The sequence below is a fragment of the Sphingopyxis sp. H053 genome, from assembly GCF_001468225.1.
In the GTDB taxonomy this organism is placed as follows: domain Bacteria; phylum Pseudomonadota; class Alphaproteobacteria; order Sphingomonadales; family Sphingomonadaceae; genus Sphingopyxis.
In genome coordinates this window covers 197,770-215,434 of record NZ_LNRU01000002.1, presented here as the reverse complement: position 1 = coordinate 215,434, position 17,665 = coordinate 197,770, and the positions used below count along the sequence as shown (strand labels likewise).

Here is a 17,665-nt window from a genome sequence, read left to right as displayed (position 1 = left end):
TGCTGGTCAGTGCGGATAATATGCCTATAACAAGCCGCGATGCGGCTGGCGAGGCTGCCGCTCGCGTCAATCACACCTAATGCAAAGGAGTTGTTCTAGTTTCCCATGTCCGAAGATGAATTCTATCGCATCAAGCGCCTGCCGCCCTATGTCATCGCTGAAGTCAATGCGATGCGTGCGGCCGCCCGCGCCGCGGGAGAAGACATCATCGACCTGGGGATGGGCAACCCCGACCTGCCGCCGCCCGCGCATGTGATCGAAAAGCTCTGCGAAGTCGCGATGAAGCCCGACGCGCACGGCTATTCGCAGTCGAAGGGCATTCCGGGCCTCCGCCGCGCGCAGGCCAATTATTACGGCCGCCGCTTCAACGTAGATCTCGACCCCGAAACCGAAGTCGTGGTCACGATGGGGTCGAAGGAAGGGCTCGCGAGCCTCGCGACCGCGATCACCGGCCCCGGCGACGTCGTGCTCGCGCCGAACCCGAGCTATCCGATCCATACCTTCGGCTTCATCATCGCCGGCGCGACGATCCGCAGCGTGCCGACGACGCCCGACGAGAATTACTGGCGCGCGCTCGACCGCGCGATGGCGTTCACTGTGCCGCGTCCGTCGATCCTCGTCGTCAACTATCCGTCGAACCCGACTGCCGAAGCCGTCGATCTTGCCTTCTACGAACGGCTTGTCGCCTGGGCGAAGGAGAACAAGGTTTGGGTCCTGTCGGATCTCGCCTATTCGGAACTTTATTACGACGGCAACCCGACGCCCTCGATCCTGCAGGTGCCGGGCGCGAAAGATGTCGCGATCGAATTCACCTCGATGTCGAAAACCTATTCGATGGCGGGCTGGCGCATGGGCTTTGCGGTCGGCAACAAGCGGCTGATCGCGGCGATGACGCGCGTCAAATCCTACCTCGACTATGGCGCGTTCACGCCGATTCAGGCTGCGGCCTGCGCCGCGCTCAATGGCCCGCAGGATATCGTGCAGAAGAACCGCGACCTCTACCAGAAGCGCCGCGACGTGATGGTCGAAAGCTTCGGCCGCGCGGGCTGGGACATCCCGAGCCCAAAGGCGTCGATGTTCGCGTGGGCGCCGCTGCCCCCCGCGCTCAAGGAGATGGGCAGCCTCGAATTCTCGAAGCAATTGCTCACCCACGCCAAGGTCGCGGTCGCGCCGGGGGTCGGCTATGGCGAGGACGGCGAAGGCTATGTCCGCATCGCGATGGTCGAAAATGAACAGCGCATCCGTCAGGCCGCGCGCAACGTCCGCAAATTCCTCGCAATGCATGGCGTGAACACGCCCTCGGTTGCCGCCGGGGGATGACGGGACTCGACGCGGGCGCGATTGCGCAGACGATCCAGCTGTCGGTCACGCCGGTATTCCTGCTGGTGGCGACCGGCAGCCTGCTCAACGTCATCGCGGGCCGCCTCGCGCGCGTCGTTGACCGCTCGCGCAACCTGATGGAGCGCTGGTCCGAGACCGAGGGCGTCGAGCATGAGCGCATCGTCGCCGAACTGCGCATCGCCGACCGCAGGATGGGGATCATCAACAATTCGATCCTCTCCGCCGTGGCGTGCGGGATCGTCGTCTGCCTGCTCGTCGCGCTGCTCTTTGCGCAGGAGGTCGCGGGATTCAACCTCGGGCGCGCGTCGGCGTGGGCATTCACGGTCGCGATGCTGCTGCTGCTGATCTCGCTGATCCTGTTCCTCGTCGAGGTGCGGCTGGCCGTGCGCGCGATCCATGTGCCGATGGAATTGCTCGAGCTCGAGGAAATGGGCTGGAAGAAGCGGCGCGACCGGCGCTGACGGCGTGAGGACGATGGCTAGGGCGTCACGCTGGCCCGATAAGTCGGCGCCACGCGCTTCCGGCTCGCCTGCTCATAGGCATAGCCCGCAGCCAATATGTCGGCGTCGCTCCATTTGGCGCCGATGAACGAGAGGCCGATCGGCAGCCCTTCCACCGCGCCCATCGGCACCGTCAGATGCGGATAGCCGGCGACCGCGGGAAGCTGGCTGGTGCCGGGACTCGTGTAACTGTCACCGTTGACCAGGTCGCTGACCCACGCGGGGCCGTTGGTGACCCCGACGAGCAGATCGACGTCATGGGTTTTCAGCAACCGGTCGATACCCTCGGGCCCGGCAAGGCGAACCGCCTTTTCGCGCGCGGCGCGATAGGCTGGACTGTCGAGGCCGCCCTTCGTCTCGGCGAGTTCGAAAATGTCCTGGCCGAACCACTTCAACTCGTCGGGGTTCGCCTTGTTGAACGCGAGGACATCGGCGAGCGACCGCGGCGCATTCGCGTTCGGCAAGCTGCCTAGATAGGTCGCCATGTCGGCCTTAAGTTCGGTGAGCAATATTTCGAATTCGGCAGCGCCAAGCCCCTCATTGCCCTTCCGGCTGTCGGCGATCTCGACCAGCGTCGCGCCGAGCCCTTCCATCTGCTTCAGCGCCGCATCGAACAGCGCGGCGACGTCGGCGCGGTCGCCGACACGGTCGCGCATCACCCCGATGCGCTTGCCCTTCAGCGCGTCGGGCGACAGCGCGGCGACATAGTCGGCTTTCCGCGCGTCGGCTTCGGCGGTCGCGGGATCGGCGGGGTCGCTGCCCGCGATCACGCTCATCACCGCGGCGGCATCGCGCACCGTCAGCGTCATCGGTCCGGCGGTGTCCTGGCTATGGCTGATCGGGACGATATGCGTGCGGCTGACGAGGCCGACGCTCGGTTTGAAGCCGACGATGCCATTGACCCCGGCGGGGCAGGTGATCGATCCGTCGGTTTCGGTGCCGATCGCGAGCGGCGCGAGGCTCGCGGCGACCGCGGCGGCGCTGCCCGACGACGAGCCGCAGCTGTTGCGATCGAGCGCGTGCGGATTCTTCGTCAGGCCGCCGACCGCGCTCCACCCGCTCGTCGAATTGTCCGACCGGATGTTCGCCCATTCGCTGAGGTTCGTCTTGCCGAGGATGATCGCCCCCGCATCGCGCAGCCGCGCGACGAGCGGCGCATCGCGGTTCGTCACATTGTCCTTGAGTGCGAGCGAGCCCGCCGTTGTGGGCAGCGGCCCCGCCGCCTCGATATTGTCCTTGAGCAGGATGGGGATGCCGTGCAGCGGGCCGCGCGCCTTGCCCGCGATGCGCTCGTCATGGAGCCGCTTCCCCTCGGCATTGAGGTCGGCTTGCGGCATCGTCGCGATCACGGCATCGAGCTTGGGTCCATGATCGTCGATCCGTCCGATCCGGTCGAGATAGACGAGCGCGGTCAGCCCTTCGTAAATCCGCCCGCTCTCCATTTCGGCGCGCAGCGTCGCGGCGTCCTTGCCTTCGACCTCGGGAAGCGGCGGCGGCATGGCGGAGACCGGTGAGGTGGCAGGAGCGATCGCGAGAAGGGCGGCGGCGCCGAGCAGCGAAATTTTTTGCATGGGCTGCAGGCTGGCAGCCGTAGCGGCAATTGCAAGCGGGCAATTTCGGTTCGCCCCAACGGCGTTGACACCACTCCCCCCGGTCTGCTCCCTTGGCGGCGGGAGATCATAATGACGGATAAAGCTGCCTCGTCGCAGGGCATCGCCTCACCGGCCACCGGCGTTTCCGCAGAGACGCGGACGATGCTGTGGATCCTGCTGATCGTCTATATCTTCAACTTCCTCGACCGGCAGATCGTCAACATCCTCGCCGAACCGATCAAGGCCGACCTCGGCTTGTCCGACACGCAGCTCGGCTTGCTTGCCGGCCCCGCCTTCGCGGTCTTTTACGCGCTGCTCGGCATCCCGATCGCGCGCTATGCCGACAAGGACGGCACCAACCGGGTGCGGCTGATCGCGCTGTCGCTCGCGATCTGGTCGGCGATGACCGCGGTATGCGGACTTGCGCAGAATTTCGTGCAATTGCTTTTCGCGCGTATCGGCGTCGGCGTCGGCGAGGCGGGGTGTACGCCCGCCGCGCACTCGCTGATTTCGGACAGCGTCGCGCCCGAGAAACGCTCGTCGGCGATCGCTTTCTATGGCCTGGGTGTGCCGATCGGATCGCTGCTCGGGCTGATCATCGGCGGGATCGTCAACGATCTCTACGGCTGGCGCATCGCGCTGATGCTCGTCGGCGCGCCGGGCCTGCTGCTCGCGCTCGTCGTGCTGTTCGTGATGCGCGAGCCGCGGCACAGCCGCACCGCCGAAGCCGCCGCGACCGCCGCCGCGGTGACCCGGCTTTCGACCAGCGAGGCGATGCGCGAAATCTTCGCCTCGCGCGCCTTCATCTACATATTGATCGCTTCGTCGGTCGTGGCCTTCCTCGGTTATGGCAAGGCACTGTGGACGATCAGCTTCTTCATCCGCAGCCATGGCCTGTCGACGACCGAAGCCGGGCTGTCGATGGCGGTCGTGCTGGGGCTGGCGGGTGTGTTCGGCACCTGGCTCGGCGGCAAGATGGCGGACAAGTTCGGCCCGCGCGACAAGAAGCATCTGTTGACCTTCCCTGCCTATGGTATGGCGGTTGCGGCGCCGATCCTGTTCCTCGGCTACTTCATGGAGGACTGGCGCATTGCCGTCGCGCTGCTCATCATTCCGACGATCCTGAACTCGGCCTATTACGGCCCCGCATACGGTTGTGTGCAGGGGCTAGTGCGCCCGCAGGCGCGCGCGGTCGCGGCATCGATCATGTTGTTCGGGCAGAACCTCATCGGGCTCGGGCTCGGGCCTTTCCTGTTCGGCGTGCTGTCCGACGCGCTGCAGCCGCTTGCGGGGCAGGAAAGCGTACGCTGGGTGCTCTACGGCGCAGCATGGTTGGGCCTGATCCCGGCCTTCTTCTTCTGGCGCGCAAGCCTGCGGCTGAAGGCCGAGCTGAAATCGGGTTAGTAAGGTGGATCCTGCCGCGCGCGCTGCGCCTTGGCGGCATCGATCCACCAATTGAGGTCGTCGGCAAAGCGCGGGAAGCCCTTGACCAGCCGCGCGCCGTCCTCGCCCGCGGGTTCGCCATTGGCGTCGAACGCGCCGCCGATCCGTCCGACGGGCAGGATCGAGGAGGTGACTGCCATTCCCATCTCGCCCAGCGTGTCGCGCCAGCCCATCATCGCGCGCACGCCCGACCACGGTCCCGCCGAGTAACAGGCGATCGCCGCGGGCCGCCAGAACCATTCCTCGAGATAATGGTCGGTCAGGTTCTTGAGCCCCGGCTGCGGCCCCCAATTATATTCGCCGGTCACGAACAGGAAACCGTCGGCGGCGCGGATCTTTTCCGCGAGCTCCTCCATCGCGGCTGGCGCCTCGCCCTTCGGATATTCCTTGTACATCCGGTCGAGCATTGGGAGACCCACCGCCTTGGCGTCGATCAGCTCGGCGCTGTCGCCGCGCGCCGCGATCGCATCGACGATCCACTGCGCGAGCTTGATGCCCTGCCGGTCGCGGCGATAGCTGCCATAAAGGACGAGGATTTGGCGGGGCATGGTGGGTTCCTAGGGTCGGATGGTGATCGGGATGCCGTCGGGCACGATATCCCACAGCTGTTTTATCTCGGCGTTCGACAGCGCGATACAGCCGTCGGTCCAGTCGCGCGCGATCAGTGGTCCCGGCCATGCGTTGGGCTGGCCGTGGATGAAGATATCGCCGCCGGGCGAGCGCCCCTTCGCCTCGGCAAAGGCGCGGTCGGCGGCGTTGGGGTAGGATATGCGCAGCGACAGATGGTAGGCGCTTTGCGGGTTGCGGCCGCTGATCGTGTAGCGCCCCTCGGGCGTGCGCTCGTCGCCCTCGAACTGCTTGTGCCCCGTCGGCGCGTCGCCGAAGCGGATGTTCGTATAGCGGACGATCTCGCGATTTCCGGCATAGGCGATCAGCACGCGATCGCTCTTGTCGACGAGCAGCCGGTCGGCCTTGGCGCCCGCGGGCAGTGACGGCTGCGAACTCGCGGCGCCGCACGCGGCGAGAAGCAGGCAGGCGAGGGACGAGGCGCGGCGCATCGTGCGACCCTACGCCTTTGGCGCGGCCCGGCAAGAGGTTGCCAGTGCGGCGCCGCGGGCTAAAGTGAGCATTTGGGGGGATCGACAACATGACCATTTATCGTACGCCCGACGCGCGCTTCGAGGGGCTGCCCGATTGGCCCTATGCGCCGAAATATCTCGAGATCGCGGGCGGCCTTCGCGTCCATTACGTCGACGAAGGCGTGGCCGACGCGCAGCCGGTGCTGATGCTGCATGGCGAGCCGACCTGGTCCTATCTCTGGCGCCATATGATCGGCCCCGCGACCGCGTCGGGTTTCCGCGTCGTCGCGCCCGACCTCATCGGTTTCGGCCGCTCGGACAAGCCGCTGGGCCGCGGCGCCTATAGCTATGCCGCGCAGGTCGTGTGGATGCGGCAATGGATCGAGGCGCTCGACCTCCAAAACATCGTCCTCGCCTGTCAGGACTGGGGTTCGCTGATCGGCCTGCGTCTCGTCGCCGAGACGCCCGAACGCTTCGCCGGGGTCGCCCTCTCGAACGGCGGCCTTCCCGAAGGCCAGCCGGCGCCGCGCGCCTTCGCGATCTGGCGCGCTTTTTCGCGCTACAGCCCGGTCTTCCCGATCGGCAAGATCGTCAAGGCGGGGGCGAAGCGCGAATTGAGTCCCGCCGAGATCGCCGCCTATGACGCACCCTTTCCGACCCGCGCGTCGAAGGTCGCGGCGCGCGTCTATCCCTCGTTCGTGCCGCTAGGCGACAATATTGCGGTCCCCGACCAGAAGCGCGCGTGGGCGGAGCTGGAGGCGTTCGACAAGCCGTTCCTCTGCTGCTTTTCCGACGGCGACCCGATCACGCGCGGCGGCGATGCGTTGTTCACGGCGCGCGTTCCGGGAACCCACGGCATGACGCACCGCACGCTGAAGGGCGGCCACTTCATTCAGGAGGACGATCCCGCCGGCTTCGTCGCGGCGATCCGCGACGTCGCCGCCGCCAGCGTCAATCGCTGAACGGATCGCGGATCAGGATCGTGTCCTCGCGCTCGGGGCTGGTCGACACCAATGCGATCGGGGTTTCGATCAATTCCTGCACGCGCTGGATATATTTGATCGCCTGCGCGGGCAGGTCGGCATAGCTGCGCGCGCCCGCGGTCGATTCGTGCCAGCCGTCCATTTCCTCGTAAATCGGCTCGACCTCGGCCTGGTCGGCCGAATGCGCGGGGAAATAGTCGAGGATCTTGCCGCGCAGCCGATAGCCGGTGCAGATGCGGATGGTGTCGAAGCCGTCGAGCACGTCGAGCTTGGTCAGCGCGATACCCGTGACGCCCGACACCGCGCAGCTCTGGCGCACAAGCACCGCGTCGAACCAGCCGCAGCGGCGCTTGCGCCCGGTGACGGTGCCGAATTCATGCCCGCGCTCGCCGAGCTTCTGGCCGATCTCGTCCTCGAGCTCGGTCGGGAAGGGGCCGCTACCCACGCGCGTCGTATAGGCCTTGGCGATCCCCAGCACGAAGCCGACCGCGCCGGGGCCGAGGCCCGAGCCGCTGGCTGCGGTGCCGCTGACGGTGTTCGAACTGGTAACGAAGGGATAGGTGCCGTGATCGACGTCGAGCAGCACGCCCTGCGCGCCCTCGAACAGGATGCGCGCGCCGGCCTTGCGGACCTTTTTCAGGCGCTTCCACACCGGCTGCGCATATTCGAGCACATAGTCGGCGATTTCGGTGAGGTCGGCGATCAGGCGTTCGCGGTCGATCGGCGGTTCACCGAAGCCGGCGCGCAGCGCGTCGTGGTGTGCGGTCAGGCGGTCGAGCTGCGGATCGAGCTTGTCGAGGTGCGCGAGGTCGCAGACGCGGATCGCGCGGCGGCCGACCTTGTCCTCATAGGCGGGGCCGATGCCGCGCCCGGTGGTGCCGATCTTGCCCGCGCCCGCGGCGGTCTCGCGCAGTGCGTCGAGGTCGCGGTGGAAGGGCAGGATCAGCGCGCAATTGTCGGCGATCGCGAAATTCTCGGGGTTGATCGCAACGCCCTGTTTGCGCAGCTTGGTGATCTCGTCGCGCAGCGCCCATGGGTCGAGCACGACGCCATTGCCGATGATCGACAACGTCCCGGTAACGATGCCCGAGGGAAGCAGTGACAGCTTGTAGACCTGCTCGCCGACGACGAGCGTATGGCCGGCATTATGACCGCCCTGGAAGCGGACCACGGCGTCGGCGCGGCTGGCGAGCCAGTCGACGATCTTGCCCTTGCCCTCGTCGCCCCATTGCGACCCGATGACGGTAACATTTGCCATGACAATGTCCTGCTGTGCGGGGCCATCCTGACCCGGCGCGGCCTTAGCGGATTTGGCCGCAGAGGCAAGGGCAGTGGCACGGTTGCGTCGCTCTTTTTGGCAGGGTAGCGAGGCGAAAAGAAGGATGCCCGCGATGATCGACCCCGACGCCCCTTATCACGCCCATATCTATTTCGACGATGCCGAGCGCGCCGCCGCCACCGAACTGCGCGACGGGTTCAGCCACGACGCAGCGATTCTATTCGTCGGCGATATGACTGACGGCGCCGCGGGGCCGCACCCGATTGCGCAATATGAGGTGCATTTTCTGGGTGCAGCGGTTCCGGCGGTGGTTGCGACGATCGAGGCGACAGGGCTGCGCGCGCTCGTGCACCCGCTGACCGACGACGACCTTGCCGATCATACGACGCTGGCGCACTGGATCGGCGAGCCCGTCGAGCTCGACGTCACCGTGCTCGATCCGCCGGGCGTGAATCAAGGCATTCCGCGCTTTGGGATTTCGGATTTTTAGGCCTCGACCGGCCCGTCGGGACCGAGAATAAACCCGCAGCCGAGCGCGCGCGCACTGTCGCTGTCGGACAGTGCCGCGACCGTCTGCCAATCGTCGGCGCGGAGACTCGCAGCCAGCACAGGATCGTGGCCGAGCGGCAGGAAGATGCGGCGGTCGGCATCGTCTTCGGCGCCGAGCCCGGCATCGATCAGCGGATCGGGATAGAGCGAAAAGCCCACGGCGGATTCTTCCTGTTCGCCGACGGGAATCGAATAGCCGCCGCCGCGGCCGACCGCATCTCCTTGTCCGGGAACGAAGATCTGGAAGCCGAACCAGCTTTGATAGGCGAAACCATGACGCTCGGTCGGGTCGAGGGTCAGTGTCACGCGGTCGCGGATCGGCGCGGCGATCGCTTCGAGCGCGTCGATGCGCGCGGTGAGGACGCCCGTGGTATCGAACGTGCGCAAATCGGCAATCGCCTGATCGAACGGGCCGGTCGCGCGCAGCAGCGGCAGATAGGCTTCGGCCCCGAGGCGGGTCAGCGCGCCCGCGTCCTTGGCGTCGAGTTCGTCGCGGAGCTGTTGGATGTCTACCGTGACGGGCAGCGGCCCGTTCGCGAGCAGGTCGACGACGTCGGGCAGGGTGAAATCGATCGTGACGGGGCCGATTCCCGCAGCTTCGAGCGCATCGATCGCGACGGTGACGATCTCGCGTGCCGCGGCGACACTGTCGCTGCCGATCAGCTCGGCGCCGACCTGCAGCATCTCGCGCGCCGGGCGTAGCTGGCTCGCACGCAATTTGACGACCTGCCCGGCGTAGCAGAGGCGCAGCGGGCGCGGTGCCTTGGCGAGCAGCGAGGTTGCGATACGGCCGACCTGCCGCGTGATGTCGGGGCGCAGCGCGAGCGTGCGCTGCGACACCGGATCGGTGAAGCGGAGCAGGTCGCGCGTCGAACGCTCATCCTCGCCGCCGAGCGTCTCGCGGAATTCGGCGAGCGGCGGCGCGACGCGTCCATAACCATGCGCGCGCATCGCATCGACGAGCGCGCGGGTGACGCGCGACGCGGCCTCCGCCTGTCGGGGGAGGCGGTCGCGCAAACCTTCGGGCAGCAGGGCAGGGGCCTTGGTCATGCGTGCGGCCTTAGAACGGCGGGGGCCGGAGTCAATGACTCCCCTCCCACTTGTGGGAGGGGTCGGGGGAGGGCCTGTTTGGTCAGGACTGTGCTGACATGCCCTCCCCTGACCCCTCCCGCAAGCGGGAGGGGGACTAAAGTCAGAACTTCAAACCCTTCACCGTCTTCACGCCGGGAAGCTGGCACAGCTGCCACAGCAAAGGCTCGGGCATCGGCGAGTCGAGGCTGAGCAGCAGCACCGCTTCGCCGCCCGCAGCGCGGCGGCCGAGGTGGAAGGTGCCGATGTTGAGCCCCGCCTCGCCAAGCGCGGTGCCGATGCGGCCAATGAAGCCCGGCGCGTCCTCGTTGACGATATAGAGCATATGGCCGTCGAGATCGGCCTCGACCTTGATGCCGAACATCTCGACGAGGCGCGGGTCGCCGTTGCTGAATAAGGTGCCCGCGACCGAACGATCGCCCTGCTCGGTCGCCACGGTGACGCGGACGAGCGTGTGGTAATCGCCGTCGCGGTCGTGGCGAACCTCACGAACGTCGAGCCCGCGCTCGCGTGCGAGGTGCGGGGCGTTGACCATGTTCACGCTGTCCGAATAGCGCCGCATCAGGCCGGTGAGCACCGCGGCGGTGATCGGCTTGAGGTTGAGTTCGGCGGCGGCGCCCTCGACCTCGACCGAGATCGTGGTGAGGTTATCGTGCGCGAGCTGGCCTACGAGGCTGCCGAGCTTTTCGGCGAGGCTCATATAGGGGCGCAGCTTCGGCGCTTCCTCGGCCGAGAGGCTGGGGACGTTGAGCGCGTTGGTGATCCCGCCGGTGAGCAGATAATCCGACAGCTGCTCGGCCACTTGAATGGCCACATTGACCTGCGCTTCGTCGGTCGACGCGCCGAGGTGCGGCGTGCAGATGAAGTTCGGCGCGCTGAACAGCGGGTGATCGGCCGCCGGCGGCTCCTGCGCGAACACATCGAGCGCGGCGCCCGCGACATGGCCGCTGTCGAGCGCGTCCTTGAGTGCGGCTTCGTCGATGAGCCCGCCGCGCGCGCAGTTGATGATCCGCACGCCCTTCTTCGCCTTCGCGATATTTTCGGCCGACAGGATGTTGCGCGTCTGGTCGGTCAGCGGCGTGTGCAGCGTGATGAAATCGGCTTTGGCGAGCAAGGTGTCGAGATCGGCCTTTTCGACGCCGAGCTCGATCGCGCGCTCAGGGGTCAGGAACGGATCGAAGGCGACGACCTTCATGCGGAGGCCCAGCGCGCGTTCGGCGACGATGCTGCCGATGTTGCCGCAGCCGATCAGGCCGAGCGTCTTCGAGGTCAGCTCGACGCCCATGAAGTCATTCTTCGGCCATTTGCCCGCTTGGGTTCCCGCGTTGGCTTCGGGGATCTGGCGCGCGAGCGCGAACATCATCGCGATCGCATGTTCGGCGGTGGTGATGCTGTTGCCGAAGGGGGTGTTCATCACGATGACGCCCTTCTTCGACGCCTCGGGAATGTCGACATTGTCGACACCGATCCCCGCGCGGCCGACGACCTTCAGGTTCGTCGCGGCGGCGAGGACGTCGGCGGTGACTTTGGTCGCCGAACGGATCGCGAGGCCGTCATAGTCGCCGATCATCGCGATCAGCTCGTCCTTGGTCTTGCCGGTGATGACATCGACATCGATGCCGCGTTCTTTGAAGATCGCGGCGGCTTTGGGGTCCATTTTATCGGAAATGAGAACTTTGGGAGCGGTCATGTCATTTTTCTCCGTCATCCCAGCGAAAGCTGGGATCGTTGGGAATGGGAATGATCGATAGCGGCCCAGCTTTCGCTGGGACGACGTCAAGCGTTGAGCGAGGCGTAAGCCCAGTCGAGCCACGGGCCGAGCGCTTCGACATCGGCGGTGTCGACGGTCGCGCCGCACCAGATGCGAAGGCCCGGGGGCGCGTCGCGATAGCCCGCGATATCATAGGCCGCGCCTTCGGCTTCGAGCAGCCCCGCGAACTTCTTGATGAAGCCTTCGTCGGCACCCGCGACCGACAGGCAGACCGAGGTCTTCGAGCGGCTGGCGGGATCGGCGGCGAGATGGCTCAGCCACGCGCGTTCCTCGACGATCTTGTCGAGCGCCGCGGCATTCGCGTCGCTGCGCGCCTTCAGGCCGTCGAGACCGCCGAGCGATTTCGCCCATTCGAGCGCGAAGATTGCATCTTCGACCGCGAGCATCGACGGGGTGTTGATCGTCTCGCCCTTGAACACGCCTTCGGCGAGCGCGCCCTTCGAGACGAGGCGGAACACCTTCGGCAGCGGCCAGGCGGGGGTGTAATTTTCAAGCCGTTCGACCGCACGCGGGCCGAGGATCAGCACGCCGTGGCCGCCTTCGCCGCCGAGCACTTTCTGCCAGCTGAAGGTCGCGACGTCGATCTTGTCCCACGGCAGGTCGTAAGCGAACACCGCGCTGGTCGCGTCGGCGAAGCTCAGGCCCCCGCGGTCGGCGGCGATCCAGTCGCCGTTCGGAACGCGGACGCCGCTCGTCGTGCCGTTCCAGGTGAAAAGCACATCGTTCGACCAGTCGACTTGGCCGAGGTCGGGAAGCTGGCCGTAATCGGCGCGGATGACGGTCGGATCGAGCTTGAGCTGCTTCGCGGCGTCGGTGACCCAGCCCTCACCGAAGCTCTCCCAAGCGAGCGTCGTCACGGGGCGGGCGCCGAGCATCGTCCACATCGCCATTTCAAAGGCGCCGGTGTCGGAGCCCGGGACGATGCCGATGCGGTGCGTGTCGGGAAGCTGCAGCATCTCGCGCATCAGGTCGATGCAGTATTGCAGACGCGTCTTGCCGATCTTCGCACGATGCGAGCGGCCGAGCGATTCGGTGTTCAGTTTTTCAGGGGACCAGACCGGCGGCTTGGCGCAGGGTCCGGAAGAAAAATAGGGGCGCGCAGGGCGCAATACAGGCGTCGGCACTTCAGTCATTTTAGTCTCTCCTTGCAGAGAGCTCGCGCGGCGTTGGGACCGCGTGGCCCGGCGCCGCGTTTAGGGTGGAGCGCGCAACTGTCAAACAAATTGCACGGACCGGGCGAAATTTTCGACGAGTGGAGAAAAAGGTATACAGCTTGTTAACCATTTCGGCGGTATTTTGGCGTCATGGGGGTCCCTGCGTTCTTGAAGCTCCGGATATTGGTTGCCGCTAGTGCGGCGCTGGCACTGTCCGCCTGTTTCGGCGCCCCCGAGGCGATGAAGAACGGCGGCGGGAAACGCCCGACCGCGAGCAAGCCGAACCGCCCGCAAGCCGTCGGCACCCCCTCCTTCACCAGCGCCGAAGCACAGCAATGCGCGTTCGATCTCAAGCAGGCGGGCGTGCGCTTCACCCCGCTACCGAACGAGGATCATGGCGGCGGCTGCACCTCGATCGATTCGGTGAAGCTGCTCGACATCGGCACCCCGGTGTCGGGGCTCGGCGCGATGACCTGTCCGCTTGCGAAGAATTTCGCCGCATGGGTGCAATATGCGGTGAAACCCGCGGCGCGGAAATATCTGGGGCAGGAGGTCGTTAAGATCGAGACCTTCGGAACCTACAGCTGCCGCAACATTTATGGCGGCCGGTCGGGGCGGATGTCGCAGCACGCCTTTTCCAATGCGATCGACGTCTCGGGCTTCCTGCTCGCCGACGGCCGCCGCGTCATGCTCGACGGCGGATGGACCGGCGACAAATCGTCGCAGGAATTCCTCCGCGCGCTCCACAAATCGGGCTGCCGCCGCTTCGGGACCGTGCTCGGCCCCGATTACAACGCGGCGCATTATAATCATTTCCACTTTGACATGAGCGGCAACGGCTACTGCCGCTAAGCTTGGCAAAGTCGCGCGGAACGGCTAGCCGTCCGCCAATGGCAGAAGACAAACAACCCCATCGCTCGCGTTTCCACAAAGCCAAGGACGACGCGCAATTCGCCAAACAGGCGGTATCGACCCCGCAGACGCAAAGCCCGGCCTATCGGCTGGCGTTCCAGGACACCGAGTTCCTGCTGCGCGAAGATTTGCGTCCGGTGCGCTTCCAGCTCGAACTGCTCAAACCCGAACTGATGCTCGACGAAGCGAAGATCGAATCGATGCTCGTCATCTATGGCTCGGCGCGCATTCCGTCGCCCGACGGCGCGCAGGCCGTGCTCGACGCGGCGCGTACGCCCGAGGAGCAGCGGATCGCCGAGCGGCTCGCGGCTAAGGCCAAATATTATGAGGAGGCGCGGGGACTCGCCCGGATCGCGAGCCAGGTGCCGCCCGACGAAAATGGCTGCCGCAACTTCGTCGTCTGTTCGGGCGGCGGGCCGTCGATCATGGAAGCCGCGAATCGCGGCGCCGACGACGTGGGCAAAGAATCGGTCGGGCTCAACATCGTGCTGCCGCACGAGCAGGCGCCGAACCGCTATGTTACCCCCGACCTCAGCTTCCAGTTCCACTATTTCGCGCTGCGCAAGATGCACTTCCTGCTCCGCGCGCGCGCCGTCTGTGTGTTCCCGGGCGGGTTCGGGACGTTCGACGAGACGTTCGAACTGCTCACGCTGATCCAGACCGGCAAGATCAAACCGATCCCGATCGTGCTGTTCAGCGAGGAATTCTGGACCCGCGTCGTCAATTTCGACGCGCTGGTGGAGGAGGGCGTGATCAGCCAGCGCGACCTGTCGCTGTTCCACTTCGTCGAAACCGCCGAAGAGGCGTGGAAGATCATCCAGGATTTCTACGGCAACGTGCAGAACCCGAATTAAGCTGTTCCTCCCCCTTTATGGGGGAGGCAGCGAGACTTACGAACTTGTTCGTTAGTCGTAGCGGTGGGGGTGCGCCCTCGGCCTGAAACGACGGCGCAAAGACGCGCCATCACCCTCATCCAACTTCGCCTAGTCGCGTTGCGACAAGGCTCCATATCCTTCTCCCATCAAGGGAGAAGGAGGCTCACTTCGACTGTTCTTCCAAGTACAGGATCAGCGCCTTGCGGTCCGCGGCGTCAATCACGCCGGCGAACGCCATGCGCGTGCCCGGAACATCCTTCATCGGGGCCGTGAGATAGGCGTCGAGCGCGGCCTCGTCCCAGACGCCGCCCTTCGCCTTCATCGCGCCCGAATAGGAAAAACCGGGCTTCGACGCGACCGCGGCGCCGACGACGCCGTGCAGGTTGGGGCCAATGCCGTTGTTGCCGCCCTTGTCGACCGTATGGCACGCGACGCAGCGGCGGAAGACCTGTTCGCCCATGGCGGCGGTCGGGGCGACCGCGGGTGCCGGCGCTTCGACGCCGGGCTCGCCCGTCGCCGGCGCCTCGGACGGCGTCTCGCTCTTGCCGCAACCGGCGAGCGCCAGCGCGCCCGCCAGCAGGACGGGCGCGAACCGCATTATTTCTTGGCTTCGGCCGGCGCGGGCGCAGCCGCGGCGTCAGCGGCCGGAGTGGCCGCGGCGCCTTCGGCTGCCGGTGCAGCGGCAGCGGTCTCGGCCGGAGCGGCGCCTTCCGCGGCTGCGGGCGCCGCTTCGGCGGCGGGCAGCGGCAGGTTCGAACCCTGGCTGTTCAGATAGACGATCAGGTTCGCGCGATCTTCGGCGCTGCCGAGGCCGGCGAACGACATCTTCGTGCCGGGGGCATATTTACGCGGGCTGGTCAGCCATGCGTTCATGCCCTCGAAATCCCAATTGCCCGCAACGCCCTTCAGCGCCGCCGAATAGGCGAAGCCCGGGACATGGCCGTGCGCCTTGCCAAGCGCACCAAACAGATTCGGGCCGATGCCGTTGGCGCCGCCCGAGTTGATCGTGTGGCATGCGGCGCATTTCGCGAACACCGCTTCGCCCTTCGCCGGATCGGCGGCGGCGAGCAGGTTGGCGAGCGGCACGGCCGATTCGCCGCCACCCGCGCCGGCTTCGGCGTCTTCGATCGGATAACCGGGCTTTTCGGGATTGTGGCTGGCGAACAACATGCTCGACCCGATGGTCAGGCCCAGCGCGCAAATGCCGGCAAACAGCACCCAGCCGGCAATAGTATTGTTGCGATTGTCCATGCGTAGCAGCCCCGTTAGCTGACGCCCGCTTGCCGGGCGCATATTTGATTTGGACGCTCCCTTACTGGTGCGGCGACGGCGGCGCAAGGGGATGAAATCGGGGAATGGCAACGGCGTGCGCGCCGGTTGCGCGGTCGCGGCGGGGCGGCTATGCGCCGCGGCTCCGGAGCACTTCCCGAAAAGTGGGAACCGGTTTTCGGACGAGAAGTGCTCCCCGACAAGGAATCGAGCAGCTTTCTCGCCGAGAAAGGTGCGAGCTTGGGAAGGCAATCATGGGCAGTTATTCGGCTTCGGCACAGCATCTGGTCGACGAAATGCGCAACGCGGCACTCGCCGAACCCGCGCGCGGGCTGGCATTCCAGGGCGCGCCGGGCGCGAACAGTGATCTTGCCGCGCGCGAATATGACCCGAATTCGCTGCCGATGCCCTGCTATGCGTTTCAGGACGCGATCGACGCGGTGCGCGACGGCCGCGTCGACCGCGCGATCATCCCGATCGAAAACAGCCTGCACGGCCGCGTCGCCGACATCCACTTCCTGCTCCCCGAATCCGGCTTGTCGATCGTCGGCGAGCATTTCCTGCCCATCCGCTACGGCCTGATGAGCCGCGACCTCGGCCCCGTGACGCGCGCGATGAGCCATGAGCAGGCGCTCGGCCAGTGCCGCCACTGGCTGCGCGCCAACAATATCGCGCCGGTCGCGCACAGCGATACCGCAGGCGCCGCGGCGTGGGTCGCCGACAGCGATGAGGTCGGGCTTGCCGCCCTCGCGCCGCCGCACGCCGCCGAACTTTACGGGCTGACGCTCCACGGCACGGGGATGGAGGACGCCGATCACAACACGACGCGCTTCGTCATCCTCGCGCGCGAACCGCTGGCCGACGTTGCCGCGATCACCGGCCCGGTGATGACGACCTTCATGTTCGAGGTGAAGAATATTCCCGCCGCGCTCTACAAGGCGCTCGGCGGCTTTGCGACCAATGGCGTCAACATGACCAAGCTCGAAAGCTATCAGACCGGCGACAGCTTCGCGGCGACGCAATTCTACTGCGACATCGTCGGTGCGCCGGGCGACGAGCGGATCGACCGCGCGCTCGAGGAACTCGATTTCCAGACCAAGTCGCTGCGGTTGCTCGGCACCTACCCGCAGGCGCGGGCGCGCCGCTGATTCTGGCTATCCGCCGCGGCGGCGCAGCATCCGCGCGGTGGCCGACGTCTGGACGATGAACAGCGTCACAAGGATGCTCGAGACGACCAGCGCGAACAGGTCGAAGGCCGAGAAATTGGTGCCGTGGATGTCGCCGCCGCCGATGATCGGCATCGAAATCGTCATCGCCATCAGCATCAGGCGCAGCTCGGTCGGGCCGCCCGCCATATAGGACAGGCGGAATTCGCCGACGACCTTGGCGGCGATGAAGGTGTGGATCGACAGCAGGAAATAGCCGATCACCGCCATCAGCGCGACGTCGAGCCGCATATAGGGGCTCATCCCGATCGCGCTGATCATCAGCAATGTCGCGAGCGCATCGACGCTATGGTCGACGAAATAACCGTAATTGGGCCGCTCGATACCGCGCCAGCGCGCAAGGCTGCCGTCGAGCGAATCGCCGAACCAGTTGACGATATAGCCGACGAGCGACAGGCCGAGCCATTCGCTGTCGAACCAGCTGAGCACATAGCCCGCGGCAACCAGCACCGCGCCGGCGAAACCGAGCGTGGTGAGCTGGTCGGGCGTCACCCAGCCCGGAAGGCGCGCGCATAACCAGTTGAGAAGACGGCGTTCGCTGCGCGCGAGGATATTCTGCTGGATGCGGACCGGCGCCTTGGCGACGGGTTCGAACTTGCTCAT

General features: G+C 66.1%; 18 protein-coding genes. 8 read left to right on the top strand and 10 right to left on the bottom strand.

From position 1 onward, the window contains the following. Positions 1-105 precede the first annotated feature (105 nt). Together ATE70_RS04210 and ATE70_RS04205 are read left to right on the top strand one after the other, a co-directional pair. Positions 106-1,320, top strand: coding sequence for an LL-diaminopimelate aminotransferase (locus ATE70_RS04210; RefSeq protein ID WP_058536696.1), 1,215 nt, complete (start codon positions 106-108; stop codon positions 1,318-1,320). Next, a complete protein-coding gene (locus ATE70_RS04205) occupies positions 1,317-1,802 on the top strand; it encodes a DUF2721 domain-containing protein (RefSeq protein ID WP_058536695.1) in 486 nt (161 codons plus the stop codon). Before ATE70_RS04210 ends, ATE70_RS04205 begins: the two co-directional genes overlap by 4 nt. A gap of 17 nt (positions 1,803-1,819) precedes the next feature. Here ATE70_RS04205 and ATE70_RS04200 read toward each other — a convergent pair whose 3' ends face one another. Then, positions 1,820-3,412 (bottom strand): amidase, encoded by a 1,593-nt coding sequence (locus ATE70_RS04200; RefSeq protein WP_058536694.1) that lies wholly within the window; start codon positions 3,410-3,412, stop codon positions 1,820-1,822. Between the two features lie 111 nt (positions 3,413-3,523). Between ATE70_RS04200 and ATE70_RS04195 the strand changes: the two genes are divergently transcribed. Then, positions 3,524-4,837 carry a spinster family MFS transporter gene (locus ATE70_RS04195; RefSeq protein ID WP_082639634.1) on the top strand — a complete coding sequence of 438 codons (1,314 nt, stop codon included), beginning with the start codon at positions 3,524-3,526 and terminating at the stop codon, positions 4,835-4,837. On the opposite strand, the gene ATE70_RS04190 is transcribed toward ATE70_RS04195, so the two are convergent. Together ATE70_RS04190 and ATE70_RS04185 are read right to left on the bottom strand one after the other, a co-directional pair. Continuing rightward, positions 4,834-5,424, bottom strand: coding sequence for an NADPH-dependent FMN reductase (locus tag ATE70_RS04190; protein WP_058536693.1), 591 nt, complete (start codon positions 5,422-5,424; stop codon positions 4,834-4,836). The two genes, ATE70_RS04195 and ATE70_RS04190, sit on opposite strands and share 4 nt — an antisense overlap. Before the next feature lie 9 nt (positions 5,425-5,433). Then, a complete protein-coding gene (locus ATE70_RS04185) occupies positions 5,434-5,934 on the bottom strand; it encodes a L,D-transpeptidase family protein (RefSeq protein ID WP_058536692.1) in 501 nt (166 codons plus the stop codon). Between the two features lie 89 nt (positions 5,935-6,023). Between ATE70_RS04185 and ATE70_RS04180 the strand changes: the two genes are divergently transcribed. Next, entirely contained in the window at positions 6,024-6,917 is an 894-nt protein-coding gene (locus tag ATE70_RS04180; RefSeq protein WP_058536691.1) for a haloalkane dehalogenase, read from the top strand. Here ATE70_RS04180 and ATE70_RS04175 read toward each other — a convergent pair. Further along, complete coding sequence (locus tag ATE70_RS04175; RefSeq protein WP_058536690.1) at positions 6,907-8,196, bottom strand: adenylosuccinate synthase; 1,290 nt, start codon at positions 8,194-8,196, stop codon at positions 6,907-6,909. The two genes, ATE70_RS04180 and ATE70_RS04175, sit on opposite strands and share 11 nt — an antisense overlap. A gap of 133 nt (positions 8,197-8,329) precedes the next feature. Between ATE70_RS04175 and ATE70_RS04170 the strand changes: the two genes are divergently transcribed. Next, complete coding sequence (locus ATE70_RS04170; RefSeq protein WP_058536985.1) at positions 8,330-8,707, top strand: DOPA 4,5-dioxygenase family protein; 378 nt, start codon at positions 8,330-8,332, stop codon at positions 8,705-8,707. Here ATE70_RS04170 and ATE70_RS04165 read toward each other — a convergent pair. The 3 genes from ATE70_RS04165 to ATE70_RS04155 all read right to left on the bottom strand — a co-directional run bounded on the left by ATE70_RS04165 (position 8,704) and on the right by ATE70_RS04155 (position 12,759). After that, entirely contained in the window at positions 8,704-9,816 is a 1,113-nt protein-coding gene (locus ATE70_RS04165) for an ATP phosphoribosyltransferase regulatory subunit (RefSeq protein WP_058536689.1), read from the bottom strand. The two genes, ATE70_RS04170 and ATE70_RS04165, sit on opposite strands and share 4 nt — an antisense overlap. Positions 9,817-9,958: 142 nt before the next feature. Next, the gene (gene serA, locus ATE70_RS04160) at positions 9,959-11,545 is read right to left on the bottom strand and encodes a phosphoglycerate dehydrogenase (RefSeq protein ID WP_058536688.1); all 1,587 of its coding nucleotides are present in this window, start codon (positions 11,543-11,545) and stop codon (positions 9,959-9,961) included. Positions 11,546-11,631: 86 nt separating this feature from the next. After that, on the bottom strand, positions 11,632-12,759 hold the full coding sequence (locus tag ATE70_RS04155) for a phosphoserine transaminase (protein ID WP_058536687.1): 1,128 nt from the start codon (positions 12,757-12,759) through the stop codon (positions 11,632-11,634). A gap of 171 nt (positions 12,760-12,930) precedes the next feature. Between ATE70_RS04155 and ATE70_RS04150 the strand changes: the two genes are divergently transcribed. Next, positions 12,931-13,632, top strand: coding sequence for an extensin family protein (locus ATE70_RS04150; protein WP_058536686.1), 702 nt, complete (start codon positions 12,931-12,933; stop codon positions 13,630-13,632). Positions 13,633-13,670: 38 nt separating this feature from the next. After that, positions 13,671-14,546 (top strand): LOG family protein, encoded by an 876-nt coding sequence (locus tag ATE70_RS04145; protein WP_058536685.1) that lies wholly within the window; start codon positions 13,671-13,673, stop codon positions 14,544-14,546. 184 nt (positions 14,547-14,730) lie between these two features. Here the strand turns inward: ATE70_RS04145 and ATE70_RS04140 are convergent, their stop codons facing one another. Continuing rightward, a complete protein-coding gene (locus ATE70_RS04140; RefSeq protein ID WP_058536684.1) occupies positions 14,731-15,165 on the bottom strand; it encodes a c-type cytochrome in 435 nt (144 codons plus the stop codon). Further along, the gene (locus tag ATE70_RS04135; RefSeq protein ID WP_058536683.1) at positions 15,165-15,818 is read right to left on the bottom strand and encodes a c-type cytochrome; all 654 of its coding nucleotides are present in this window, start codon (positions 15,816-15,818) and stop codon (positions 15,165-15,167) included. Before ATE70_RS04135 ends, ATE70_RS04140 begins: the two co-directional genes overlap by 1 nt. A gap of 272 nt (positions 15,819-16,090) precedes the next feature. Here ATE70_RS04135 and ATE70_RS04130 point away from each other — a divergent pair, with 272 nt between their 5' ends. After that, complete coding sequence (locus ATE70_RS04130) at positions 16,091-16,984, top strand: prephenate dehydratase (RefSeq protein WP_058536682.1); 894 nt, start codon at positions 16,091-16,093, stop codon at positions 16,982-16,984. Between the two features lie 6 nt (positions 16,985-16,990). Here ATE70_RS04130 and ATE70_RS04125 read toward each other — a convergent pair whose 3' ends face one another. After that, entirely contained in the window at positions 16,991-17,665 is a 675-nt protein-coding gene (locus tag ATE70_RS04125; RefSeq protein WP_056371728.1) for a CDP-alcohol phosphatidyltransferase family protein, read from the bottom strand.